The 25,531-nt window shown below is 68.4% G+C and carries 21 protein-coding genes; 5 read left to right on the top strand and 16 right to left on the bottom strand.

The window, feature by feature from the left end:
- Positions 1-12: 12 nt before the first annotated feature.
- Both AB4120_RS03600 and AB4120_RS03595 read right to left on the bottom strand, forming a co-directional pair.
- Entirely contained in the window at positions 13-1,221 is a 1,209-nt protein-coding gene (locus AB4120_RS03600; protein WP_149139121.1) for an acetyl-CoA C-acetyltransferase, read from the bottom strand.
- 64 nt (positions 1,222-1,285) lie between these two features.
- Entirely contained in the window at positions 1,286-2,617 is a 1,332-nt protein-coding gene (locus AB4120_RS03595) for an acetyl-CoA hydrolase/transferase family protein (protein ID WP_441641852.1), read from the bottom strand.
- 236 nt (positions 2,618-2,853) lie between these two features.
- Between AB4120_RS03595 and AB4120_RS03590 the strand changes: the two genes are divergently transcribed.
- The gene (locus tag AB4120_RS03590; protein ID WP_144197017.1) at positions 2,854-4,020 is read left to right on the top strand and encodes an acyl-CoA dehydrogenase family protein; all 1,167 of its coding nucleotides are present in this window, start codon (positions 2,854-2,856) and stop codon (positions 4,018-4,020) included.
- A gap of 105 nt (positions 4,021-4,125) precedes the next feature.
- Positions 4,126-5,658, top strand: coding sequence for a class I adenylate-forming enzyme family protein (locus tag AB4120_RS03585; protein WP_441641851.1), 1,533 nt, complete (start codon positions 4,126-4,128; stop codon positions 5,656-5,658).
- Positions 5,659-5,686: 28 nt separating this feature from the next.
- On the opposite strand, the gene AB4120_RS03580 is transcribed toward AB4120_RS03585, so the two are convergent.
- Complete coding sequence (locus AB4120_RS03580; RefSeq protein WP_149139122.1) at positions 5,687-6,589, bottom strand: LysR family transcriptional regulator; 903 nt, start codon at positions 6,587-6,589, stop codon at positions 5,687-5,689.
- 325 nt (positions 6,590-6,914) lie between these two features.
- Here AB4120_RS03580 and AB4120_RS03575 point away from each other — a divergent pair, with 325 nt between their 5' ends.
- Both AB4120_RS03575 and AB4120_RS03570 read left to right on the top strand, forming a co-directional pair.
- Entirely contained in the window at positions 6,915-7,685 is a 771-nt protein-coding gene (locus AB4120_RS03575; RefSeq protein ID WP_441641850.1) for an alpha/beta fold hydrolase, read from the top strand.
- A gap of 58 nt (positions 7,686-7,743) precedes the next feature.
- On the top strand, positions 7,744-8,646 hold the full coding sequence (locus AB4120_RS03570) for a ketopantoate reductase family protein (RefSeq protein WP_149139123.1): 903 nt from the start codon (positions 7,744-7,746) through the stop codon (positions 8,644-8,646).
- Positions 8,647-8,686: 40 nt separating this feature from the next.
- On the opposite strand, the gene AB4120_RS03565 is transcribed toward AB4120_RS03570, so the two are convergent.
- From AB4120_RS03565 to AB4120_RS03555, 3 genes are all read right to left on the bottom strand, one after another.
- Positions 8,687-10,189 (bottom strand): tripartite tricarboxylate transporter permease, encoded by a 1,503-nt coding sequence (locus tag AB4120_RS03565; protein ID WP_149139124.1) that lies wholly within the window; start codon positions 10,187-10,189, stop codon positions 8,687-8,689.
- 10 nt (positions 10,190-10,199) lie between these two features.
- Positions 10,200-10,661, bottom strand: a complete 462-nt coding sequence (locus tag AB4120_RS03560) for a tripartite tricarboxylate transporter TctB family protein (RefSeq protein WP_149139125.1) — start codon at positions 10,659-10,661, stop codon at positions 10,200-10,202.
- Between the two features lie 269 nt (positions 10,662-10,930).
- Entirely contained in the window at positions 10,931-11,890 is a 960-nt protein-coding gene (locus AB4120_RS03555; protein WP_149139126.1) for a Bug family tripartite tricarboxylate transporter substrate binding protein, read from the bottom strand.
- Between the two features lie 172 nt (positions 11,891-12,062).
- On the opposite strand from AB4120_RS03555, the gene yddG reads away from it, so the two are divergent.
- Entirely contained in the window at positions 12,063-12,983 is a 921-nt protein-coding gene (gene yddG / locus AB4120_RS03550) for an aromatic amino acid DMT transporter YddG (RefSeq protein WP_149139127.1), read from the top strand.
- A gap of 3 nt (positions 12,984-12,986) precedes the next feature.
- Here yddG and AB4120_RS03545 read toward each other — a convergent pair whose 3' ends face one another.
- The 10 genes from AB4120_RS03545 to AB4120_RS03500 all read right to left on the bottom strand — a co-directional run bounded on the left by AB4120_RS03545 (position 12,987) and on the right by AB4120_RS03500 (position 25,471).
- Complete coding sequence (locus tag AB4120_RS03545; protein WP_149139128.1) at positions 12,987-13,964, bottom strand: Bug family tripartite tricarboxylate transporter substrate binding protein; 978 nt, start codon at positions 13,962-13,964, stop codon at positions 12,987-12,989.
- Complete coding sequence (locus AB4120_RS03540) at positions 13,961-15,277, bottom strand: DUF1254 domain-containing protein (protein WP_149139129.1); 1,317 nt, start codon at positions 15,275-15,277, stop codon at positions 13,961-13,963. The genes AB4120_RS03545 and AB4120_RS03540 overlap by 4 nt, the downstream gene beginning before the upstream one ends.
- Before the next feature lie 30 nt (positions 15,278-15,307).
- The gene (locus AB4120_RS03535) at positions 15,308-16,627 is read right to left on the bottom strand and encodes a DUF1254 domain-containing protein (protein ID WP_149139130.1); all 1,320 of its coding nucleotides are present in this window, start codon (positions 16,625-16,627) and stop codon (positions 15,308-15,310) included.
- A 23-nt stretch (positions 16,628-16,650) separates the two neighbouring features.
- Positions 16,651-18,804 (bottom strand): acetate--CoA ligase family protein, encoded by a 2,154-nt coding sequence (locus AB4120_RS03530; RefSeq protein ID WP_149139131.1) that lies wholly within the window; start codon positions 18,802-18,804, stop codon positions 16,651-16,653.
- A 99-nt stretch (positions 18,805-18,903) separates the two neighbouring features.
- Positions 18,904-19,977 carry a porin gene (locus AB4120_RS03525; RefSeq protein WP_392388532.1) on the bottom strand — a complete coding sequence of 358 codons (1,074 nt, stop codon included), beginning with the start codon at positions 19,975-19,977 and terminating at the stop codon, positions 18,904-18,906.
- Between the two features lie 46 nt (positions 19,978-20,023).
- Positions 20,024-21,031: a Bug family tripartite tricarboxylate transporter substrate binding protein gene (locus AB4120_RS03520; RefSeq protein WP_441641894.1), complete on the bottom strand. Its 1,008-nt coding sequence runs from the start codon at positions 21,029-21,031 to the stop codon at positions 20,024-20,026.
- Between the two features lie 106 nt (positions 21,032-21,137).
- Positions 21,138-22,295, bottom strand: a complete 1,158-nt coding sequence (locus AB4120_RS03515; protein WP_250025898.1) for an acyl-CoA dehydrogenase family protein — start codon at positions 22,293-22,295, stop codon at positions 21,138-21,140.
- Between the two features lie 65 nt (positions 22,296-22,360).
- Positions 22,361-23,557 carry an acyl-CoA dehydrogenase family protein gene (locus tag AB4120_RS03510; RefSeq protein ID WP_441641849.1) on the bottom strand — a complete coding sequence of 399 codons (1,197 nt, stop codon included), beginning with the start codon at positions 23,555-23,557 and terminating at the stop codon, positions 22,361-22,363.
- Positions 23,550-24,260: an enoyl-CoA hydratase/isomerase family protein gene (locus AB4120_RS03505; protein ID WP_211942807.1), complete on the bottom strand. Its 711-nt coding sequence runs from the start codon at positions 24,258-24,260 to the stop codon at positions 23,550-23,552. The genes AB4120_RS03510 and AB4120_RS03505 overlap by 8 nt, the downstream gene beginning before the upstream one ends.
- Positions 24,257-25,471 carry a CaiB/BaiF CoA transferase family protein gene (locus AB4120_RS03500; RefSeq protein WP_149139133.1) on the bottom strand — a complete coding sequence of 405 codons (1,215 nt, stop codon included), beginning with the start codon at positions 25,469-25,471 and terminating at the stop codon, positions 24,257-24,259. The genes AB4120_RS03505 and AB4120_RS03500 overlap by 4 nt, the downstream gene beginning before the upstream one ends.
- Positions 25,472-25,531: the final 60 nt, after the last annotated feature.

Here is a 25,531-nt window from a genome sequence, read left to right as displayed (position 1 = left end):
TCCTTCTTGTTGTCAGTAGCGCTCGAAAACGGCCGCAATGCCCTGGCCGCCGCCGATGCACATGGTTTCCAGGCCGTAGCGGCCGCCCCGGCGTTGCAGTTCGTGCAGCAGCGTGGTCAGGATGCGTACGCCCGTGGCGCCAATCGGATGGCCGAGCGAGATGCCCGATCCGTTGACGTTGAGCTTGCTGTCGATCTCGGCCTGGTCCTGCCAGTCCCAGCCCTTGAGCACGGCCAGCACCTGGCAGGCGAAGGCTTCGTTGAGCTCGACGAGGTCCATCTGGTCCAGCCGCAGGTTCAGGCGGGCCAGCAGCTTCTTCACCGCCGGCACCGGACCGATGCCCATGTGCGAGGGCTCGCAGCCGGCGGCGGCCCAGCCGACCAGCGTGGCCATTGGCGTCAGGCCCAGCGCGGCCAGCTTGTCTTCGGCCACGATCAGGCAGGCGGCGGAGGCGTCGTTCTGCTGGCTGGCGTTGCCGGCGGTCACCGTGCCGCCCGGCATCAGCGCGCGCAGCTTGCCGAGGGATTCGGTGGTGGATTCGGGACGATAGCCCTCGTCACGCGCGAAGCGCAGGGCCTCGCCCTTGCGTTGCGGCACGGAGACGGGAACGATCTCGGCGTCGAAGCGGCCGGCTTCCCACGCGGCGGTGGCGCGCTGGTGGCTGCGCAGCGCGAAGGCGTCCGCGGCTTCGCGGCTGATGCCGTAGTCGCGCGCCAGGTTCTCGGCGGTTTCGATCATCCCGGAGATCTCGCCGAAGCGTGACACCGGCTGGGAGCGCTCGCGGCCCCGGTCGAGCCGGTCATAGAAGCGGACATTGCCGGAGCGCGCGCCCCAGCGCATATCGGTGGTGTAGTACTCGATATTGCTCATGCTCTCCACGCCGCCCGCGATGACCACGTCGGCGGCGCCGCTCTGCACCATCATCGCCGCCGTGACCACGGCCTGGAGCCCGCCACCGCAGCGGCGGTCCAGCTGCATGCCCGGCACTTCCACCGGCAGGCCGGCCTGCAACGCGGCCCAGCGGCCCACGCAGGGGACTTCGCTGTTGGCGTAGGACTGGGCGAACACCACATCGTCGATGCGCGCGGGGTCGATGCCGCTGCGCTCCACCACGGCACGCACGGTGGTGGCGGCCAGTTCCTCGACGGGCACCGGGCGCAGGCTGCCGCCGAAGGTGCCAACCGGGGTGCGGACGGGGGTAACAATTGCGGCTCTGCGCATGGGGAGTCTCCTGTGGATCTGGTCTGGGATGGAAATCTTGGAAATCGGTGGATGTCGATAGGGATCAGGCGGCGGCAGGCACCGTGGCGAAGGCGGCGCCGCACTGGCGCAGCAGGGCGTGGGCCTGGCGGTCCAGCGCCTCGCGGTGTTCCGGCGCGGCGATGTCGATCATGCGGCGCACGCGCCGGGACAGGGGCAGCCCGCGCAGATCGGCCACGCCGTATTCGGTGACGATCAACCCGGCGTCCGACCTGGCTGTGCTGACCGGGCCGGACAACTGGGCGACGATGCGGCTGGCGCCCTTGGTGGTGGCTCCTTTCGCGTTGGCCCCTTTCGCGGTGGCCGGCAACGCGATGATCGGCAGGCCGCCGTGGCTGCGCGCGGCACCGCGCAGGAAGTCTGCGGCGCCGCCCACGGCGCCCATGTAGACGCCGCCGGCTACCTCGGCGTTGATCTGGCCGGTCAGGTCCACCTCGATGGCGCCGTTGATGGCCGCCAGCTTGTGCTGGCGCGCCAGCACCTCGGGGTCGTGGGTGTAGGTGGTCTCGTGCAGCTGCAACAGCGGGTTGCGATGCGCCCAGCGGCGCAGGCGCGCGCTGCCCATCAGGATGCCGCCGATGCCGATGCCGGTATCGACGGTCTTGCGTGCGTGCGTCAGCGCGCCGGACTCGGCCAGCGCCACCATGCCGTCGCCCACGGCGCCGCTGTGCAGCCCCAGGTCACGGTGGCCGTGCAGCGCCGCCAGCACGGCTTCGGGCAGGTTGCCGATGCCCATCTGCAGGGTGGCGCCGTCCTCGATCCGGCCGGCGATGTGGCGGGCAATCGCCAGTTCCACTTCCGAGGGGGCGCCGCGTTCGAGGTCGATCGGGCCAAATTGCGCATCGACGGTCAGGGCGATGTCAGCGGCGGTCAGGTAGCGGCTGCCGTGCGTCCACGGGACGTCCGGGTTGACCTCGGCGATGATCACGCGCGCCCGGTCCAGCGCGGCGGGCAGGTATTCGTGCACCAGCCCAAGGCTATGGCGGCCCGCCGCGTCGGCGGGGGAGACCTGTACCAGCGCCACGTCCACCGGTAGCGTGCCCGCCCGGATCAGCCCGGGCAGGTGCGAGTAATGGCTCGGCACGATGTCCAGCAGGCCGGCGCGCGCCAGCTGGCGGTGCGGGCCGCTGGCGGCGTAGCCGAAGAAGTCGAGCACGTCGGACTGGTCCGGCTGCAGTGTGTCTGACTGGCCGATGCCCACAAAGACACCCAGCCGTCCGCCCTGGGCGATGGCGTGGCGATGGGCGACCAGCGCCCGCGTGAGCGTAAGCGGCTCGGCGGTGGCCTGGCCCCACCAGATGCGGTCGCCGGGGCGGATCAGGGCGCGCAGCGCGGCGGCCAGCGAGTGGGCATCCATGTCCGGCGTGTCTCCTGTTTGTCATTTTTGGGTATGGGCTGGAGCATGTTGGCATTTGCGCGCCGGCGCTATTTGAGAATGCCAATGGTGGACTTCGCCTGTTGCGAAATCAGCCCCCCGGCGCGGCCTGGCGGGCTGTCTTCTGCTCCGGCAAAGGCCCGGTTCCGCAAACGTTGATTGCGCCGCACGGCAAACCTCGCGAGCATGGCGACGCCAACAAAAGCGGGAGACGCACCATGATCGAACAGACCCAATCGAATAACTTCCAGGAAATCCGGGACGCCGTGCGCAGCCTCTGTGCGGCGTTTCCCGACGAGTACTTCCGCAAGATCGACGAGCAGCGGGGCTACCCGGAAGCCTTCGTCAACGCGCTGACCGACGCCGGCTGGCTGGCGGCGCTGATTCCGCAGGAGTACGGCGGCTCGGGGCTCGGCCTGACGGAAGCTTCGGTGATCATGGAGGAGATCAACCGCTGCGGCGGCAACTCGGGCGCCTGCCACGGCCAGATGTACAACATGGGCACGCTGCTGCGCCATGGCTCGGACGCGCAGAAGCAGAAATACCTGCCGAAGATCGCCTCGGGCGAGTGGCGCCTGCAGTCCATGGGCGTGACCGAGCCGACCACCGGCACGGATACCACCAAGATCAAGACCCGGGCCATCAAGAAGGACGGCCGCTACGTGGTCAACGGCCAGAAGGTGTGGATCAGCCGCGTGCAGCACAGCGACTTCATGATCCTGCTGGCCCGCACCACGCCGCTGGACGAGGTGAAGAAGAAGAGCGAGGGCATGTCGATCTTCCTGGTGGACCTGCACGAGGCCCAGAAGAAGGGGATGGTGGTGCGCCCGATCCCGAACATGGTCAACCACGAGACCAACGAGCTGTTCTTCGAGGATCTGGAGATCCCCGAGGAGAACCTGATCGGCGAGGAAGGCAAGGGCTTCAAGTACATCCTCGACGGCCTGAACGCCGAGCGCACGCTGATCGCCGCCGAGTGCATCGGCGACGGCTACTGGTTCATGGATCGCGTGACCAAGTACGTGACCGAGCGCCAGGTCTTCGACCGGCCCATCGGGCGCAACCAGGGCGTGCAGTTCCCGATTGCCGAGTCGTTCATCGAACTGGAAGCCGCCAACCTGATGCGCTGGAAAGCCTGCGAGCTGTACGACGCGCACGCGGCGATGGGCGCGCAGGCCAATATGGCCAAGTACCTGGCCGCCAAGGCCAGCTGGGAGGCGGCCAACGTCTGTCTGCAGTTCCACGGCGGCTTCGGCTTCGCCTGCGAGTACGACATCGAGCGCAAGTTCCGCGAGACGCGCCTGTACCAGGTGGCGCCGATCTCCACCAACCTGATCTACTCCTATGTGGCGGAGCACATCCTGGGCCTGCCGCGCTCGTTCTGAGCGGCAATCTGAGCCGCAATCGGCCCTGTCCGTTGCATGCCCGATGCACCGCCCCTACACTGGCGGCACTCAAGCCAGCCTTCATTGATCGAGGAAGACCCAGACATGTGTTCGGACCGAACCCCCGCCCAACGCATCAGCGACATCCCCCGTCACTGGGCGCTCGCCACGCCTGACCGCCCGGCGGTGGTGGAGGAAGGGCGCACTGTGTCTTATGGCGAACTCTGGGCCGATATCGAGGCGGCGCAGCAGTACCTGCGCACGCAGGGCGTGGCCGGCGGCGACCGGGTGATGATCGTCGCCGAGAATTCGCTGTCCGTGGTGACGCTGCTCTTCGCGCTGTCGGAGATCGGCGCGTGGCCGGTGGTGGTCAATGCGCGGCTTTCCGAGCGGGAAGTGGAGGTGATCCGCGCGCATTGCCGGCCCCGGCTGATGTTGTTCACCCATGGCGCCTCGCCCGATGCCCTGCGGCATGGCGTGACCTACCGCGCCCGGGAAACCGCGCCGCCGGGCCTGGGCCCGCTGATGGCGGGCGCGGTGGATGCCACCAGCGAGCGCGTGCCGGCGGCGCTGGCGCAGGAAGTGGCGGCGCTGATCTACACCTCGGGCACCACCGGCCAGCCGAAGGGGGTGATGGTGTCGCATCGCGGCCTGCTGCATTTCGCGCGGGTGACCGTGGCGTCGCGGCGCATGGTGCCTGACGACTGCGCCTACGCGGTCATGCCGATGTCGCACATCTTCGGCATGGGCACGGTGCTGCTGGCCACCTTCCAGGCCGGCGCCAGCCTGTACCTGTCGTCCCGCTTCAACGCGGCGGATGTGACGCAGGCCATCGAGGCGGGGGCGATTTCGATCCTGCAGGGCGTGCCGACGATGTTCCACCGCATCCTCGCCCATCTGCGGGCGGGCGGGGTGCAGCGGCTGGCCTCCACCCGGCTGCGCTACCTGTATACCGGTGGCGGGCCGCTCGACCCCACGCTCAAGCAGGAAGTGGAAAGCATGTTCGGCCAGCCGCTGCATCACGGCTACGGCATGACCGAGTACGCCGGCTCGCTGTTCGTCACGCATATGGATCGTCCGCGCAGCGATTGCGCGGCGGGCGAGATTGTGGAAGGGGCCGAAGTGCGGCTGATCGGCGCGGATGGCCAGCCGGTGGAGACGGGCACGCCGGGCGAGATCTGGGTCCGGGGGCCGGGTGTCATGCTTGGCTACTATCTGGCGCCGGAGTTGACCAGGCAGGTCATCAGCGAGGACGGCTGGCTCAATACCGGGGATATTGGCCGGCTCGGGCCGGACGGCGCGCTAACCATCGTCGGCCGGACCAAGGACCTGATCATCCGCTCGGGCTTCAATGTCTACCCGATCGAGGTGGAATCGGTGCTCAACGCCCATCCGGCGGTGCTGTTGTCGGCGGTGGTTGGCGTGCCGACCTCGGACGGCAACGAGGAAGTGGTGGCCTTCGTCGAGATCAAGGAGGGCGAGACCTTCGATGCCGACGCGCTGCGTGCCTTCGTGATGGACCGGCTGTCGCCGTACAAGCGTCCGGAGCGCTACCTGCGCCTGGGCGCGATTCCGAAGACCGCCAGCGGCAAGCTGCTTAAGCACCAACTGCGGGAAATGCTGGCCGGGCAGGGGTAGGTGCCCTGGCGCTGCGGCGCTGCGGCGCTTAGTCCTGGCGGCCCTGGCCGTCTTCGACCAGCAGATCGACCAGCTTGCGGGCGAACAGCGGTAGCGCAGCCAGATCCGCCACGCAGATCTGGAGACGGCGCTCCGCCCAGTCGTCCTCAAGCTGGACGATGCTCAACGCCATCGACTTGGCGTGCCGGATGGCGGTGCTCTCCGGCAGCACGCCGATGCCCACGTTCGCCTCGATCATCCGGCAGGCCGTCTCGAAGTTGCTGACCTGCACCCGCCAGCGCAGCGAGCGCTGGAGGTCAGCGGCGGCGCCTTGCAGGAAGGTGTGGATGGCGCTGGCCTCGGGCAGGCCGATGATGTCGTACTTCAGCGCCTCGATGAATCCCACGCGCTTGCGTTGCGCCAGCGGGTGGCTGAGCGCCACCGCCAGCACCAGGCGGTCATTGCGGTAGGGCATCATCTCCAGCCCTTCGCCCCGGAAATTCCCTGCAACGATGCCGATATCGACGGCGCCCTCCTGGACCGCGCGCAGAATGTGCGGACTGAGGCGCTCCTGCATGTCGATCGTCACGTCCGGATGATTCACCAGATAGGTCCGCAGCACGGCCGGCAGGTACTCGCTCATCGCCGTGGTATTGGCGAACACTCGCACGTGGCCTTTCACGCCGGATGCGTATTCCTGAAGGTCGCCACTGAGCTGTTCCAGCTGGCGGATCACGCGCCGCGCATGGGCCAGCAGCGTTTCCCCCGCGCCGGTGACCTTCACGCCATGACTGCTCCGGCTGAGCAGCTTCACGCCCACGTGCTCCTCCAGATTCTTGATCCGGGTGCTGGCCGCCGCGAGCGAGAGATGAGAACGTTCGGCGCCGCGAGTGAGGCTGCTGGCCTCCGCGATATGCGTGAAGAGTTTCAGGTCAACGAGATCAAAGCGCACGAGTGGGTTCCCGGAGGCGGGGCGCGCCCGGGAATGAAAAGATGAAGTGGGGGGATTTTGCGCTTGCAGCCGGCCCAATGCAAAGGTGTGGAACGCCTGTTCTGCCTTGCAGTATGGCGCGCCGATCCCGGCTCGCTGTAGAGCGGTTCTGGCCACGGAGCCCTTGTGTCGGTTTGTATCCGGAGTGCGCGCCGATACATCGGCATGCCGATCCACGCATTCATCACATGGGGGCGATACATGGGGGCGCTTCAATCCATGCAGGGCGGGCGGCCGTCACGCACAGCCCGTCTCCTGTGTCCCATCACCCATTGAAAGGATCGACATGTTGAATCGCACGCTTGCATCGCTGGCCGTCGCAGCACTCGCTCTCTCGGCCGGCTCGGCCGCCTACGCAGCAGAGAAGGCCCCTACCTCGGTCGTGATCGTGCACGGCGCGTTTGCCGATGGCTCGGACTGGGCCAAGGTGATTCCGCTGTTGCAGGCAAAGGGCGTCAAGGTGCAGGCCGTGCAGAACGGGCTCAATTCGCTGGGCGATGACGTGGCGGCCACGCGCCGCGCCATCAACAACCAGCCCGGCAAGGTCGTGCTGGTGGGCCATTCGTGGGGCGGCACGGTGATTACCGAGGCGGGCGCGTCGGACAAGGTATCGGCGCTGGTCTACGTGGCTGCCTTCGCGCCGGATGCGGGCCAGTCCACGGAGGAAGTGGGCAAGGCACACCCGCCGGCACCCGGTATCGGCAAGATCGTGGCCGATGCGGAGGGCTACCTGTCGCTGCCGCCCGAGGCGCTGGCCAGCGATTTCGCACAGGACGTGCCGGCCGCGCGGGCGCGCGTCATGGCGGCCACGCAGGGCCCGATCCAGGCGAAGGCGTTTGGCGAGAAGACCACCGTTGCGGCGTGGAAGACGCGGCCGTCCTGGTACATCGTCAGCCAGAACGACCGGATGATCCCTCCGGCGCTGGAGCGCGAGATGGCCAGCAAGATCGGCGCGAAGGTGACCACGCTGCCGACCAGCCACGTGCCGCAGCAGTCGCGGCCGGCCGAGGTGGCGAAGGTCATTTTTGACGCCGTGCAGACGGTGCAGCGGCAGTAAGGCACGCGGCAGGGCGGTCTGCCGCGCAGGCAATTCCAAACAATGCGAGGAACATCAAATGAAAATCGCGGTGATTGGCGCAGGTGCGGTGGGCTGCTTCTATGGCGGGATGCTGGCGCGGGCCGGTCAGGACGTGGTGCTGATCGGCAGGCCGCGGCATGTCGACGCCATCCGGGCGAGCGGCCTTCGATTCGAGTCGCTTCGGTTCGATGAGCGCGTTGGCGTCGCGGCGAGCCCCGACGTGGCGGCCGTGGCGGATGCGGACATCGTGCTCGTCTGCGTGAAATCCGTCGACACGGAGCAGGTTGCCGAGGAGATCCGCAGCCACCTGAAGCGCGAAGCGCTGGTGGTGTCCCTGCAGAACGGCATCGACAATGCGGGTCGGCTGGAGGAGGCACTGGCCCGGCCGGTAATACCCGCCGCGGTCTACGTGGCCAGCGAGATGGCCGGCGATGGGCACCTCAGGCATCACGGGCGGGGTGATCTGGTGATCGGGCCGGAGCAGGGCAGCGAGCTGGTGGCGCGCCTGTTCAACGATGCTGGCGTGCCAACGGTGGTTTCGGCCAATGTGGCGAGGCCGCTCTGGGAGAAGCTGATCCTGAACTGCGCCTACAACGCCTTGTCCGCGATCGTCAATCTGCCCTACGGCGAGATTCGCGGCGTGGCATCCGCGGAGGAGGCGATGCGGAACCTCATCGCGGAGTGCCTGGCCGTGGCGCGCGCCGAAGGCGTCGACATCGACCTCGAGGCGGCCAGCCAGCTCGCACGGATTCGTCGTACGATCCCGCTTGGCCAGTACTCATCGATGGCGCAGGACATTGCCCGGGGCCGCGCCAGCGAGATCGCGGCCCTCAACGGCGCCATCGTCCGGCGTGGCAACGCGCGGGGCGTGCCAACGCCGGTCAACCAGCTGATCGTCGCGCTGGTGGAGCTGCTGGAAAACCAGTACCGCCAGAAATAACCAGCACGGACAGCGCCCGACGGCGCCGCCGCGCTTGGCCTCATTCCTCCTGGAATGCCTCCTCGCGCTTGGCCTTGATCGCGGGCAGCGCCACCACGGCCACCAGCGCCGCGGCCGCCATCAGCAGGCCAAGCGACAGCGGGCGCGACGTGAACACCGTGTAATCGCCGCGCGACAGCAGCAAGGTGCGCCGGAAGTTCTCCTCCATCATCGGCCCGAGCACGAACCCGAGCAGCAGCGGCGCCGGTTCGCACTTCAGCTTATGGAACACGTAGCCGATGAGGCCACAAGCCGCCGCCGCGAAGACATCGAACACCGTGTTGTTGACCGAGTAGACGCCGATGCTGCAGAACACCAGGATGGCTGGATAGAGGAAGCGATACGGTACCGTCAGGAGTTTGACCCAGACGCCGATCAGCGGCAGGTTCAGCACCACCAGCATCAGGTTGCCGATCCACATGGAAGCAATCAGCCCCCAGAACAGCGCCGGGTTGCTGGTCATGACCTGCGGGCCGGGCTGGATGTTGTGGATGGTCATCGCACCCACCATCAGCGCCATCACGGCGTTGGGCGGAATGCCCAGCGTCAGCAGCGGGATGAAGGAGGTCTGCGCCGCAGCGTTGTTGGCCGATTCCGGACCCGCCACGCCCTCGATGGCGCCCTTGCCAAACTCATGGGCGTATTTCGACGTCTTCTTCTCCAGCGAGTACGCCGCGAACGAGGCCAGCGAGGCACCGCCGCCCGGCAGGATGCCCAGCGCCGAGCCCAGCATGGTGCCGCGCAGCACCGCCGGGATCATGCGCCGGAAGTCCTCCCGGCTCGGGAAGAGTCCGGTGACGCGGTCCGTGAAGGTTTCGCGGTGTTCTTTCTGCTCCAGGTTGGCGATGATTTCGGCAAAGCCGAACAGGCCCATTGCCAGCGCAGTAATGCTGATGCCGTCGGTCAGTTCCGGCACATCGAACGAAAACCGCGCGGCGCCGGAGTTGACGTCCGTGCCAACCAGGCCGAGCAGCAGGCCAAGGACGATCATCGCCACCGCCTTGACGAGCGAGCCCGACGCCAACACCACGGCGCCGATCAGACCGAGCACCATCAGCGAGAAGTACTCCGCCGGCCCGAACTTGAACGCCAGCTCGGAGAGCGGCGTGGCAAACGCGGCCAGGATCAGCGTGGCGACGCTACCCGCGAAGAAAGAGCCGAGCCCGGCGGTGGCCAACGCCACGCCGGCACGGCCACGGCGCGCCATCTGGTAACCGTCCAGCGTGGTCACCACGGCTGACGATTCACCCGGCAGGTTGACCAGGATAGCGGTGGTGGAACCGCCGTACTGCGCGCCGTAGTAGATGCCGGCCAGCATGATCAGCGCGGCCACTGGCGGGAGCGTGTAGGTGATGGGCAGCAGCATGGCGATGGTCGCCAGCGGCCCCAGGCCCGGCAGCACGCCGATCAGCGTCCCCAGTACACAGCCCAGGAAGGCATAGGCCACGTTCTGTAGGGAGAGCGCCGTGGAAAATCCGAGCGCGAGATGACTGAGCAACTCCATTCCATCACTCCTAGTTGGTCAGGAACGCCGGCCACACCGGCATCTGCAGGTTGATGCCGTAGACGAACGCCACGGTACTGATCGCCACGAGGACCACCGCATTGAGCGCGGCACCCCTCCACGTGAACTCATGGCTGGCCATCGACGAGACGAGCACCAGCGCCAGGACGGACAGCACCATGCCGAGCGGCTTCAGCAGCAGGCCGAACAGGACCACGGAACCCAGGATCCACAGCAGCGTCTTGATGTCCCAGCGCGCCATGCGATCCGATTCGCCTTCGCGAGACATGGATCCGGCTGCCACCACGGCGCCGAGCAGCGCCAGTACGATGCCGAGCCAGAACGGGAAGTAGCCCGGCCCCATCTTGGCGGCCGTGCCCATGGAATAGCCACGGGCAACGAAGGAAAAGCTGAGTCCGACGACAACGAACATCAGCCCTGAAAGTAGATCTGTCTGCTTGCGTTTGCGCATGCGAGGTCTCCTTGGGGGCGCGCGGATCGGACGGCGCGCAAGGCGCCGACACAACCGACTCTGTTTTTGGAGTTCCGAAAGATACATCATGTTGTGATGTATTGTGATGTAGACAAGGGTTATTACCTAGAAATCCGTGGGGGACAGCCGTGGGGGCAGTATTCGTTGCGGTGGCCGGCGCGCCACAATGAAAATCGCCCGGCAGCCTTGATGACTGCCGGGCGATTGCCTGGATTTGGGAGGGGGGCGCCGTCAGGCGGCGACGGCCTTCAGTCCGCCGTCGCCCCTGACCGCTTCACCACCGTCGACCACTTCTTGATCTCGCTGTCGATGAACTTGCCGGTTTCGGCCGGGGTCATCGGCATCGGCTCCGAGCCGCGGTCGGTGATGAACTTGCGCAGTTCCGGCGATTGCAGCGCCTTCACCGTCTCCGCGTTGAGCTGGTTGACGATGGCCGGCGGCGTGCCCGCTGGCGCCATCATCACCGCCCATCCCAGTGCCTCGAAGCCCGGCACGCCTTCTTCGCGCACGGTTGGCACCGATTGCAACTGCGGCACGCGCTTGGCCGTGGTCACGGCCAGCGCCACGGCCTTGCCGGACTGGATCAGCGGCATGGCGGCGGTCACGGAATCCACCATCAGCGGGATCTGGTTGCCCAGGAAGTCCGCCTGCGCCGGGCCGCTGCCCTTGTACGGAATATGCACGATGAACACGCCGGTCTGCGCCTTGAGCATTTCGGCGGACAGGTGCTGCGTGCCCCCGATACCGGCGCTGGCATAGCTGTACTTGCCCGGTGCCGCCTTGGCCTTGGCAATCAGCTCATGCAATGACTGGAAGCCCGATTGCGGCGTGGCCAGGAAGACCAGCGGCACCGAGAACACCCCGGAGACCGGCGCAAAGTCCTGGCGCGGGTCGTAGTTGATCTTCTTGTAGAGCGTCTGGTTGATGGCCATCGCGCTGCCGCCCATGACCAGTGTGTAGCCATCGGCCGGGGCCTTCGCGGCGACTTCCATGCCGATATTGCCGCCGGCGCCGGCACGGTTCTCCACCACGATGGACTGGCCGAGCTGCTTGCCGAGCTTCTCCGCCAGGGCGCGCGCGAAGATGTCGGTGGCCTGTCCGGGCGGGAAGGGCACGATCAGCTTGATGGGACGGTCCGGGTAGGCGGCGTGGGCGGTGCTGGCGATGCCCAGCAGCAGGGCCACAAGGGTGGTGCGCGACGGCTTCAACTGTATCTCCTCAAACAATGGGCAATGACGTGACGTCTCTCGATGGCGTCTACGGGCGAGATTCTACGCCTCCATGCCGCCATGCCCCCAGGCTGACGGCCAAATTCGGCAAGGCCCGGCCCGGGCCGATTAGAATGCCGCTCCTACCGTCCACATTGTCGTACCCGAGCACATGGCAGTCACGCATAGCAGAAAGCAGGCAACGCTGATCGGGCTGGTCGCGATCCTCCTCTGGAGTTCGATCGTCGGCCTGATCCGGGGCGTCAGCCAAAGCTTTGGCGCCACCGGCGGAGCGGCGCTGATCTACACGGTGGCCTCGGGGCTGCTGTGGCTCTCCGTCGGTGCCGTCAGCATCCGCGCGCTGCCACGTGCCTACCTGATCTGGGGCAGCCTGCTGTTCGTGTCGTACGAGCTGTGCCTGTCGCTGTCCATCGGCTATGCCAACAGCGGCAGGCAGGCCATCGAGGTCGGCATGGTCAACTATCTCTGGCCAAGCTTCACGATGCTGGCCGCCATCCTCTTCAACCGGCAGCGCGCCAACTGGTTGATCGTGCCGGGCTTCCTGATGGCGATCCTCGGCATTGCGTCAGTGCTCGGCGGCGAGCAGGGCTGGGATCTGGGCGGGATGGCGCGCAACGTGCAGGACAACCCGCTAAGCTATGGCCTGGCGTTCGCCGGCGCCGTGATCTGGGCCGGCTATTGCACGGTGACCAGCCGCATCGCGCAAGGCAGGAACGCCATCACGCTGTTCTTCATGCTGACGGCGCTCACCCTGTGGGGCAAATACCTGTTCACGCACGGCGAGACCATGGTGTTCAGCTATGCCGGCGGCATCTACCTGGCGCTGGCGGCCTGCGCGATGGGCTTTGGCTATGCGGCGTGGAACGTCGGCATCCTGCATGGCAATGTGACGGTGCTGGCCGGCGCCTCGTACTTCATTCCGGTGCTCTCGGCCGCGCTGGCTGCGGCACTGCTGCAAACGCCGCTTTCCTTCTCGTTCTGGCAGGGCGCGTCGATGGTCTGCGGCGGCTCCGTCCTTTGCTGGCTGGCTACGCGCGGGCGGCACACGCCCCGCGCGCCCCAGCAGGAGTAAGCGTTACTCCAGCACAATCCCCCGTGCCTTCACCAACGCGCCCCACTTGGCCACTTCGCTGTCGATGAATCCGGCAAAATCAGCGCTGGTGCCGGGTACCGGTTGCAGGCCGAGCGCCAGCAGCCGCTTGACGATCTCCGGTTCGCCCAGTGCCTGCGTCGCATCCCGATTCACCTGCTGGACGATGCCGACCGGTGTGCGCGCCGGAGCGACGATCCCGAACCAGCCGTGCCCCACCACGCCGGGCACGCCCTGCTCGGCAAACGTCGGCGCGTCACGATAGACCGGCGTGCGGGCTTCTGCCGCCACGGCAATCACGCGCAGCTTGCCGGTCTGGATGAACGGCAGCGCCGTGGTGATCGCGGTCAGCGTGGCATCCACGCGGCCGGCCAGCAGCTCCGTGTAGGCGGTGGCGTCGCCGCGATAGTGCACGTTCAGCGCCTTGAACCTGGCCTGCTGCGCGAACAGTTCGGCCGTCAGGTGCGGGCCGGAGCCGATACCGGGCGAGGCGAACGTCACGCCATCGGGCTTCTTCTGGGCCATCTTCACAAAGTCCGCCACCGTCTTGACCGGCGAATTCGCGTTGACGATCAGGAAGATCGGCCCGAGCACGCGCGGCCCCACGGCGACGAAATCCTTGTGGATGTCGAACCGCTGCGCGAGTCCCGCGCCCGTGTTGATGGCGAACGGCGCGGCGGCCCAGAGCAGGGTGTAGCCGTCAGGCGCGGCGTGGGCCACCGTCTCGCTGGCCAGCCGCGTGCCGGCGCCGGGCTTGTTTTCCACCACCACCTGCTGGTCGTACTTGCGGCTCAACGCCTCGGCCAGCACGCGGGCCGAGGTGTCGTTGGACCCGCCGGCCCCGTAGGGCGAGATCAGCCGCACCGGCCTGGCGGGGTAGGTCTCCGCGAACGCGGCCGGCGCCACGCCCGCCAGGGCTATGGCGCCAAGCAGGCGGCGGCGGATGCGTTGTTGCGGCGTCATGCGGCACCTCCCGTGCGCTGGATGACCGGATACCGGTAGGTCCTGTCGAGGTGGGCGGCCTGCGGCACGTAGAGCCGCAACGCCACGTAGAACGGCCCCGGCGGCGCCGGCAGCCAGTTTCCGTGCAATGCCGGATCGGCCGGAGGCTGCGCGGAAAGCCAGAGCGTGAGGCTGCCATCGGCACCACGCTGGAGCGACGCCGAGCGGTCGCCCAGCGAATAGCGGTCAATCGCGTTCGGTACGAGCATGCAGTCCTGCTTGTCGTACATCGTGAGGGACCAGAAGGCGCCCACCTGCGGCGGATTGTCGGCGGGGAAGTCGAGCCGGTATCCGTGCCGGCCGTCGAGCGGCTCGCCATCGCCGCTGCGGTCCGCAATCACGTACATCGCCTCCTGCACGCCCAATGCGCCGATATAGTTGCGCGCCACGTGCGCACGCTGAGCGAAGTTCCCGCCATAGGATTCGCGGACCTCGACGGACATTGCCCAGCCGCCGCCCATGTCGGACGACTGGGGCACTGCCAGCGCCTCTAACACGTCGTGCAGCGCCGCGCCCAGGATTTCGCGCTGGCTGGCGCTGGGCACGACATCCGGACCGAGGCCGACGCTGGCGAAGCTGCCCACCCGCCCAGCTTCGGCGGCGGGCGGCGGGTTCTCGCGCAGCGCCCGGGCGACCACCTCGGCAAAGCGCTGTGGATCGCCGAGTTGCTCGCCCGGATGCATGCCGGTGTCGAACGGCCGCGCAGCGTCGGCGCCATCGAGCGTGGTCAGGTGGATGGCGTCCTGCAGCGCGTGCACCACCGGGAGGTCCGCATCACCATCCACCAGCAGGCGGCCGATCATCCAGACCGCATCGGTCGGGCAAGGCACGGCGTGCATGTCCGCCGGCATTTCGCCACGCCACGATGGCCCGTGCAGCAGGAAACGCCCCGCCGCCGTGCCCGTGGTGCGGCTGCCGATATAGCCGAACGGGTTCGTGTAGAAGTCGAGCAGGCCCAGCACGTAATAGCGCCCGTTGAAGTCCGGCACATGCAGCACGACCGGCCCCTGCGACAGATCGAGCCACGCGTTGGTGTAGAGCGTGTCGTTGTTCGGCGTGACGACCTGACGGTGCTGCGGGCCCAGCAGCGCGCGCGTGTGGATCAGGTGGTTGATCCAGCGTAGCGTGGACGCGGGGCCGTCTCCGGCGAAGTTGCCTGCGCGGTTGCGTCGCGGGCACGTGGCCGCGCGCATGCGCGCCATCTCGTACAGCGGCAGCGTGCAGATCACGGCATCGCGCGCCAGCGCGGGTGTACCGGCTTTCTCTTGGGGCATGGTGTCTCCTGTCTTGTTCTGACGAGCTGCTCAGCCGGCGCGGCGCACGGCGGGGATGGTGTATTGGCCGTCCATGAACGCCTTGCCTGGGTGATAGAGCCGCAGGATCAGGTAGAACGGGCCTGCCGGCGCAGGCAGCCAGTTGTCATCCTGCGCGGGACGCGCGTGGCTCACGGGGATGACCAGCGTGCCATCGGCCTCCATGCGCAGGCCCGGCGTGCGGTCGCCCACGGCATAGCGGCCGATGGCATTGGCGGTGAAGAAGCGGTCCTCGCCATAGAGGGACACCGACCAGAACGCATCGGCCGGCGGCAGCATGCCCGGCGCGAAGCGCAGTTCGTAGGTGTTGCGGCCATCGAGCCGCTCGCCGTCGGCGTCGAAATCGGCCATGGCATAGACCGCCTCGTCCGCGCGCAGCGCGCCCAGCCCCTTCATGGCCGTGCAGGCGCGCAACAGCCAGTCGTCGCCATAGGTGCCAAGCCGCATGCTGTAGCCCCACGCCTTGTGGCCCTGGCTGCGGGTGTGCGCCTCGATGATGGCCAGGCCTTGCTGGTAGGCGCTGCGCAGGCCGGCCACGACCGGCGCCCGCAGGGAGGCGAAGTCAATCTCCTCCCCGAGCCGCAGCCCCGCCTTGCGCGGCAGCGTGAACAGCCCCTGCTCGGCAGGTGCGGGCGGGAAATCGCCCATCGCGCGGTACAGGTTCTGGAAGAAGTCGATGGCCGCATCGCCGGTTTCCTGCCAGTGCGCCACACTGGCGGGGCGTGCCGGCCCCGCGCTGCGCACGATCTCGAAGCCCTGTTCGAAGGCATACGCGCGCGGCAGGTCGTCGGGGCCCTGCACCAGCACGCGGCCGATCAGCCAGACCAGCGAGGTCGGCGCGCGGACGACCTGCGCGTGTGCCCCGGAAGGCTGCTGCCCGGGCCCGAGCAGTTCCACGTCCGCACCGGCGAGCGGCACATTGCGTGGCCCGAGGTTCGTGAAGTTGTTGGTGTGGGCATCGAGCAGTTCGATGACGTAGTAGCGGTCGGCGTCGGGCAGCGGCGGCACCCGCAGCGTGACCGGCCCATCGGCCAGATTCAGCCAGCCGCAGAAGTAGAGCAGGTCATTGGCGGGCGTCACGATGTCGCGGTCTTCGTGCGTCCACTGCCGTGCGCTGGCGGAGAGCGTGTTCATCGGCGCGCGGCCATAGCGCGTGGGCGCATCGACCGAGGTTTGCAGGCGGCAGGTGCGCAGTGTTTCGATCAGCGGATAGCCGTAGATCACGAGCGGCAGCGCGGCGGCGGCGACCAGGGCCTCCTGCGGGCTGGCATGGACGGGCGCGGCGAAGACAGGCGGTGCGGGATGGTTCATGTCGTTGGGCAAGGGGGTGGGGGTCAGCCGGGGTGGCGGAGCGTGATGACGGCGTCGGCGGCGCACAGGCCATCGGCGCCGACGATGAATGGGTTGATCTCGAGGGTATCGAGCCGGTCGCCGAGGGCGGCAGCGGCGCGCGAGACCTTGACGAGCACGTCGGCCACCGCGTCCAGATCAAGGGCCGGGTGGCCGCGATGCCCGGTGCAGAGGGCCTCCGCACGGCTCTGCGCGAGCATGGCGCGGGCGCGTGCCCGACTCAGCGGGGCGAGGCCGAACGCCATCTGCCGGAAAATCTCGACGGCGGTGCCGCCGATGCCGGCCAGCGCGACGAGGCCGAACACCGGGTCGCGCCGCACACCGACCATGATCTCGCCCCAGCCGCGCACCATGCGCGCGACGATGGCGCCTTCGAAGTGCGCGGGCTGGCCATTGGCATCGCGCGTCTGCCGCACGGCGGCTCGCACGCGGGCGAAGGCGTTGCGCACGGCCGCCGCGTCCTTGAGATGCAGCACCACGCCGCCAATATCGCTCTTGTGCAGGATGGTGCGCGAGCACAGTTTCACGGCCACGGGGTAACCGAGCGATTCGGCGATGCGCACGGCCTCATCGGCGTCGTGCGCTACGCCGTGCGCCGCCACGGGCACGCCGGCTTCAGCCAGCCACGCCATCGCCTCGGCTTCCGACAGCGCGGTGGCGTGCTCGGGAAAATCCGGCGGGGCGATGGCAGCGGGCGGGGCGTGCGCCTCGGCCGGGGCGCTGGCCAATGCCTCCATGGCCGCCGCTTTCGCGAGCGCGGCCACGGCTTCCATCGTGTGGGCTGGTTCGCGGAACACCAGACATCCGCGTGATTCGAGCCAGGCGCGCTTCTCGTCGTCCATCACGCCCGATACCAGCAGCGGGGCGGATTCCGGCTCCGTGGCCAGTGTCGCCACGGTCTGCTGCAATTCGGTCCACAGGCGCGGGGCGTTGGCGCCGCCGGCCAGGAACGCGGCTACGCTGCCGTACTCGCCACAGCGGGCCACGCCGGCCAGCGCATCGAGAAAGACCTTCGGCTGCGCCACAACCTGCCCGGTTACGTCGATGGGATTGTTGGTACTGGCGAACGGGATGGCGGTACGCAACGCGTGGGCGGCGGCGTCGGGCATGGGCGGCAGCGGCAGCCCCAGCGACTCGGCGCTGTCGGCCATCATGATGCCAACGCCGCCGGAGACCGTGACGATGGCTACCGGCGCCACCGCATCGGCCGGCAAGCCGCCGCGCGCATGCCAGCGCGCGGGCCGGCGCCCTCGCGCCAGCGTGTAGCCCAGGCGGAAGAAGGCTTCGAGTGTCGGGGCGCGATGCACGCCGTACTCGTCGAACACAGCCTGATAGACCGCATCTTCGCCCGCCAGGCTGGCGGTGTGGGATTGCGCGGCGCTGGCGCCGGCCGCCGTGGTGCCGACCTTGGTCATCACCACTGGCTTGCCGGCGTCACGCGCGGCAGCCAGCGCGCGGCGCAGCCGTGCGCCGTCCCGGGCGCCTTCCATATAGGTCAGGATCACGCGGGTATCGGGGTCGTGCGCCAGCCACTCGATCACATCGGCCACCTGCACGCCGGCTTCGTTGCCGGTGGTGACCCAGTGGCTCAGCCCGAGCCCGGCCTCGCGCGCCAGGGCAAACGCGTACGCCCCAAACGCACCGCTCTGGCTGACCAGACCGACTTCGCCCACGGGCGGCACGCCAGTCAGCGGGATGGGCGAGAACGTGGCGAACATGCGCGCGCGCAGGTTCATCGCCCCGAGGCAGTTGGGGCCAAGGAGTTGCACGCCGTGCGCCTGCGCATTCGCGGCCAGCGTTTGTTGCAGGGCCGCGCCGCCGGCGACTTCCGCAAAGCCGGAGGTGAAGACCACGGCGGCGCGGGCGCCGGCGCGGCCAAGCTGGGTCATCACGTCGGGTGCGCTGGCTGCGGGCACGGCCACGATGGCCAGGTCCACCGGCTCGCCGATGGCGTCGATGGTCGGATAGGCGCGCAGCCCCTGCACCGTGTCCGCGCCGGGATTTACCGGGTAGACGCGGCCGGCGTAGCCCAGTTCGCCGAGCAGGCGGATGGGCATGCCGCCCACCTTCTCGGCCTGTGTGGAGGCGCCGATGACCGCAATCGAGCGTGGACGCAGCAAGGGTTCCAGATCCAGCATGTTGTCTCCGTATGGTGCGGCGTGGGGCACCGCTTTTGCAGAAATATAGACCGATCGCCGGCGTTCCGATACCGGCCGCCCGGGGTGTCTGCCGCGTGGTCAGAATCGGTGCCGCAGGCCCACGCTGATCGAGCGCGCGTCATCGCCGCTGCCAGGATCAATCGCGATGCTGTTGTTGGAGACGCTGCCGCCCGGGCTGTTGTGCACATAGACCGCGCGCAGGTAGGCGGTGGTGCGCTTGCTCAGGTCATGATCCCAGCCAATGGTCATCGACCATGGCCGTTCGTCGCCGCCCAACACCTGCCGCTTGAGCGCGGCGGCCTTGAAGGTGTCACGCGCAGTGACGTTCCAGCTGAACGTGACACCGTAATGGCGCGCCACGCGCGTATTGGGCAGCCGGCTGTTTGCCGTGCTGAACAGCAGGCCCACCTCCACCGGCTTGAAGCGGTACGAGCCGCCGACGAAGTGGTTGGACGTCAGCGCCGTCTCCACCTGCGGCGTGGCCGCGCCGGTGTACATGCCCTGGTAGCTGTAGAACGCGTAGGCGTTGCCGGCTTCGTAGGCGACGTTCATGCCGAAGTTGGTGCCAGAGCGTGGGGCCCCGGGCACTTCTCCCGGTGCCACGGCGGCGCCGAACGAGAAGCCGCCCCAGTTCGGCGAGAAGTACTGCAGGGCATTGTCGAAGCGCGCGCCGTAAGCCACCTGGCCCGTGCCCTGTGACGCCGTGACGCTAAGCAGGTTGAACGGCGACACCATGCCGTTGAGCAGGAACGGGTCCAGCCGCAGCAGCGCGTAGAACGACGGCGTGTATTGGCGGCCCAACCGGACCTCGCCCCACGACTCGTTCGACAGCCCCATCCACGACTGGCGGCCGAACAGGCGGCCATTGCCGAAGAACTCGGCGCCGGTGTCGATATTGAAGCCCGATTCGACCAGGAAGTTGGCCTTGGTGCCGCCACCCAGATCCTCGATGCCGCGCAGCCCCCAGCGCGACGCGGCCTGCTGGCCCTCACGCATGCGCACCACGCTCTCCGATCCCCTGGCGTACTCGATCGACGCATCGACCACACCGAACAACTGCACCGTCACGGCCGATGCGCTGCCGCATCCCACGGCGAGGCCCATGCCGATGGCACGTTGCAGGTTTCGCCAGCGGCTCGACTTCTCTCTCATTGCTGTCTCCCGTTCTTTGTTTTGGATGTTGTGTTGATACGTCTGGTTACTGCGGCGTCACGCCGGCGGTCTTCACCACCTCGCCCCACGCGCCGAGGTCGGCGCGCACCAGATCGCCGAGTTCGCCGGCCGTGGAGGGCTTGCCCGGCTTCAGGTACATCGCGGCAAAGCGCTGCTGTTCCTCGGGCGACTGGAGGATGCGGTTTGCCTCGGCATTGAGGCGATTGACGATGGGCGCCGGCAGGTTCTTCGGCCCGAACAGCGCAAGCCAGCTGGCCTGGTTGAAGGGGATACCCTGCTCGCCCATGGTGGGCACGTCCTGCGCGGTCAGCATCCGCTCCGGGCCGGACGCGGCCACGCCACGGATGCGGCCCGATTTCAGGTGCGGCACGGCGGAGAGCGCATCGGTGAAGGCTATCGTCACGTGGCCGGCCACCAGGTCGTTGGTGCACTGCACGGCGCTCTTGTAGGGCACGTGCCGCAGGCGCATGCCGGTCTTGGCCTTCAGGTACTCCATGGTGAGATGGCCGCCCGAGCCCACGCCCCAGGAGCAGTACGCCAGCTCCTTGGGGCTGGCCTCGACGTAGGCGATCAGTTCCTTGAGGTTGTGCACGGGCACGGTGGAGGTGACGACGAGCAGATTGCCGCCGGGGGCGCTGGGCCGGGCGATGGGCGTGAAGTCCTTCAGCGGGTCGTAGGGCAGGTTGGCCGTGATCCACGGGTTCACGGTCAGCGTGGCCGAGTAGGTGAACAGCAGCGTGTAGCCATCGGGCTCCGCGCGGGACACCATCTCGCTGGCGATGATGCCGTTGGCGCCCGGGCGGTTGTCCACCACCACGGGCTTCTTCAGCGCGATCGACAATCGCTCCGCCACGAGGCGGGCGGTCTGGTCGGTCACGCTGCCTGCGGCGGACGGCAGGATCATGCGAATGGGCCGATTGGGGTAGGGCGCCGTTTCGGCATGGCCCAACGCGGGGCCCAGGCCGGACAACGTGGCGAGCGTTGCGGCAAGGGTCGGTAACACCCCGCGGATGCCAGTGTGCTGGCTTTCCATCATGCTGTCTCCGTAGCGGCGCATTGGCCGCGCAAGCCGGTACGTTGCCGGCGTGTCGTGGATGGGCGCACCTTGCGTCGGTGCGGCGCGCCCGGGTGAATGCCGCTCAGGCGGATGCCTGGGCGGCGGATTCGAGTGCATCCAGCCGCGCGAGATGCCAGTCGGCATCGCCGAACAGGTTCGCATGCGCGGCCAGCCGCTTGTAGCAATGGCCGACCTCCATCTCGTCGGTCATGCCCACGGCGCCATGCAGTTGCACGGCGTCTTCACCGAGCGCACGCCCGGCTGTGGAAACGAACGCCTTCGCGCAGGACACCGCGCGCATGCGCGTGACGTCATCGGCCTGCAACGCGGCCGCGGCGGCCTCCGTGATGGCGCGGGCCTGCTCGATGCTGACGAACAGATCGACCAGCCGGTGCCGGATCACCTGATTGGCGCTGAGCGGGCGGCCGAACTGCTGGCGCGTCATCACGTACTCCCGCGTCAGGGCGAAAGCCCGCGTCATGGCGCCAACCGCTTCGGCGCAGGCCATGACCGTGGCGCGGTCGATGGCGGCCTGCACCATCGGCCAGGCCGTGCCGGGCGGGCCGATACGGGTGTCGTCCGGCACAGTTACGCGCCGCAGCGTGACCGTGGCGGTCTGGCGGCCGTCGTAGGTGGGTAACGCCTGTACGCTGACGCCGCGCGCACCGGCGGGCACGGCGAACAGGGTCAGCCCATGGCGATCGCGGCGGGCGCCTGCGGTGCGGGCCAGCACCAGCAGCACATCGGCACATCCGCCGCCGAGCACAAGTGTCTTGCTGCCATCGAGCACCCATTGCGCGGTGCCGCGCTGTTCCGCCTGCGTGGCGACGTCGAAGGCATCGTGGCGGCCTTGCGCCTCGAAGGCGGCCAAGGCGGCGAAGCTTTCCCCGGCGGCGATGGCCTCGGCCATGGCGAGATGCGCCGTGTTGCCAGCGTTCGCCAGCAACGGCGCACACAGGGCCACGTTGGCCAGCCACGGCTCCGCCGGCATGGCTTGCCCCAGCGCCTCGGCCAGCAGGGCCTGATCCATGTCGTCACCGAGTCCGCCGCAGGCTTCCGGCAGGCCGAGCGCCAGCCAGCCCATCTCGGCGAACGTGCGCCAATGCCTGCGCGAGAACCCATCGGACTCTGCCAGCGCGGTCCGGCGCTGTGCGAAGTCATAGCCGCGCGCTACAAAGCGCTCCACGCTGGCCTGCAGCATGCGGCGCTCTTCGATGCGCGCGTCGTCGCGGTCTTCCATGCTTGAGTGTCCTGTCATGTGGTGTGGGTTGCCGGCCGGTTGAATCCGCAGCCGGTTGCCGTCCTTCAGAGTCCGAGTACCTGCTTGGCGAGCAGTTCGTGCTGGATTTCGCTCGACCCGCCGGCGATGGTGTAGCCGCGTGTCACGAAGCGGCGCGCCGAGGCGGCGGGTGCGTACGGCGAGCGATCCGGCTGCGTGGCGGGTGGCTCGAAGTGCGCGGCGCGGTCGTAGGCCAGCGTGTCCGGGCCCAGCGCATCCACCGCAAGGTTCTCGATGTCCTGGATCAACCGGCTGCCGATCAGCTTGAGCATGCCGGTCTCCGGCTCGAGCGCGCCGCCGGCCCGTTCGAGCCGCCGGAAGCGCAGCACCGTGGCCGCCAGTGTTTCCAGCCGCACCTCAAGTTCCCGCAGGCGCCGCGCGAACCAGGGGCGGCGCAGCAGCGGTTCGCCGGCTTCCTCTACCTCGGCGCCAATCGCCCGTACCTTGGCCAGCCGCCGGCGGTTCTCGGCCACACGCGCCAGATTCAGCCGCTCGTGTTCCAGCAGTGACTTGGCGATGGACCAGCCCGCGTTCTCCTCGCCGACGCGCATGTCCACCGGCACTTCCACGTCATCGAGAAAGACCTGGTTGAACAGATGCCAGCCGTGAATGCCGATCAGCGGCCGTACGCTGACGCCGGGGCTGCGCATGTCGATCAGCAGGAAGCTGATGCCTTGCTGCGCGCGTGCCTCGGTATCGGTGCGCACCAGGCAGAACATCCAGTCCGCGTACTGCGCGTAGGACGTCCAGATCTTGCTGCCGTTGACCACGTAGACCTCGGTGCCGTCCGGGCGCGTCCGGCGCACCGCGCGGGTGCCCAGCGACGCCAGGTCCGACCCGGCATTCGGCTCGGAGTAGCCCTGGCACCACCAGTGTTCGAGATTGAGGATGCGCGGCAGGAAGTACTGCTGCTGGGCGGGCGTGCCGTAGCGGATCAGGATCGGGCCGATCATCTCGATCGATATGCCGCCGGTCTCGGGGGCGTGGGCCAGCACCAGCTCTTCCTGCAGCACGGCGCGCTGCGCGGCACTCCAGTCGGCCCCTTGCCAGGCGGCTGGCCAGTGCGGCGCAAGCCAGCCACGCGCGGCCAGCCGGCGCTGCCAGTCGATCATTTCGTCCTTGCTGACTTCGAGCCCGAGGCGCACTTTCTCGCGCACGGTTGGGGGCAGGGCCTCCGCCACGAAGGCGCGGACCTCGCTACGCAGCGCTTCGAACTCAGCCATGACGGATCTCCTTGTCGGCGCAGGCATCGAACCAGTCGGCCGGCGGCAGGCGCGTGCTGGCGGCGCGCAGGCTGCCCTTGATGGTGGCCACCGCGTCGGCGGGGAAGCCCGCAATCGTCGCGGCCAGCGCCTGCGCACGGGCCACGACGTCCGCGTCGGCAATGACCTCCGTCGCGATGCCAAGCCGCAGGAGTTCGCTGGCCGGCACGCGCTCGCCCAGCAGGCACAGCCGCGCCGCCACGGCCTCGCCGTGCCGCAGGGCCAGCCAGGCGATATTGCGTGGCGCATTCATGCCGATGCGCACTTCCGCGATCTGCAGGAACGCCTGCGCCCCGCAGACCAGCAGGTCGCCGGCCAGCGCCAGCGCGGCGCCGCCGTTCACCGCGTGACGTTCGAGCGCGACGATCCACGCCTTGCGGCTGCGCATCAGGCCGCCATGCACGCGATCCCAGCGCGCCGCGAAGCCGCTCATGCCATCGGGATGCGCCTGCAGTGCTTTCAGATCGAGGCCGGAGCAGAACGCGCCGTTGGCGCCGCGCAGCACCACTGCGCGCAAGGCGGGCTCGCGTTCGAGCGATTCGATGGCCTCGCCGAGCGTTTCGGCGGTGGCCATGTCGATGGCATTGCGGGTTTCCGGCCGGTTCAGGGTGATCTCGGCCCAGCCGTCATGCCGGTCGAGCAGGATGGGGGTATCGCGTGTCATGCGCCGGCCTCCGTCATGTCGAGGGATTCGACGGCGATGGCGCGTGCCTGCGCCATCGTGCGAATCGTTGCGTTGTCATAGCCAAGTTCGCGCAGCACCGCGGCGGTGTGCTCGCCCAGCCTGGGCACGGAGGGCATGGCGGCGGGCGGCAGGCCGGCCATCGTGAAAGGCAGGCCCGGGAGGGCAAGCTCGCCACCCAGGCCGTCGCCGACGCGCATCAGGAGGCCGCTTGCCAGCACGTCGTGCCGGTAGTCGCGCACCACGCCCACCACCACCTGATGGCGCTCCAGCAGCGCGCGCGCCTGCTCCCCGGTGTATCCACGCAGGGCGGCGTGCAGCACGTCCAGCAGGGCCGGGCGGTGTTGCACGCGCAGCGGGTTGCTCGCGAAGCGCGGGTCCTGTGCCAGCGCGGGTTGGCCGATGGCCTCGCACAGCCGCACCCAGTGCTCGTCGAGGTAGGCCGACAGCACGATATGGCCATCGGCCACGGCGATGACATCCGCCGCCGGCGCGGCTTTCGGCTGGCTGTTGCCGCTGCGCACCGGCAGGGCGCCCGAGCACTGGTATTCGGACCAGAGTTGCGCCTGGAGCTGGATACCCACGGTCAGCAGCGAGGTCTCGATGGTCTCGCCCCGGCCGGTGCGCAGGCGCCGGAACAGCGCGGCGAGGATGGCGTTGGCGGTGGCCAGCGCCGTGGCCGCGTCGATCAGGGCGAAGCCGGCCTTCAAGGGCTGGCCGCCCGCTTCGCCGGTCACGGACATCATGCCGCTTTCGGCTTGCGCGGCGATGTCGAGCCCCGGCCGCAGGCGCGACGGGCCGCGCGTGCCAAAGCCGGTGACGGACGCGTGGATCAGCGCCGGTTTGGCGGCGCGCAGCGAGGCGGCGTCGAGGCCCATCGACTCCATCGTTCCCGGCCGGGCGTTGTGGAGCACCACGTCGCACGACAGGGCGAGCCGGCGGGCGGCCTCGGTGCCAGACGGCTGGCGCAGGTCCAGCGCCATGCCGCGCTTGCCACGGTTGTAGGCCAGGAACATCGGGCTTTGCGTGCTGGTGCCGTCGAAGCGCCGTGCGCTGTCGCCGCGCAGCGGCTCCACCTTGATCACGTCGGCGCCCAGGTCGGCCAGCATCATCGCGGCGCCGGGCGCGGCAATGAACTGGCCGAACTCGGCCACGCGGATGCCTGCCAGCGGCAGGTCTTCTGGAGTTGCCATCGATCTCTCGTTTCGTGACGATGCGTGGCATCGATGGAAGGGGATGATGGGGCACGCCTG

This window comes from Cupriavidus sp. 2KB_3, from assembly GCF_052115685.1.
Taxonomy (GTDB): Bacteria; Pseudomonadota; Gammaproteobacteria; order Burkholderiales; family Burkholderiaceae; genus Cupriavidus; species Cupriavidus campinensis.
This window is presented reverse-complemented; position numbering and strand designations above follow the sequence as displayed.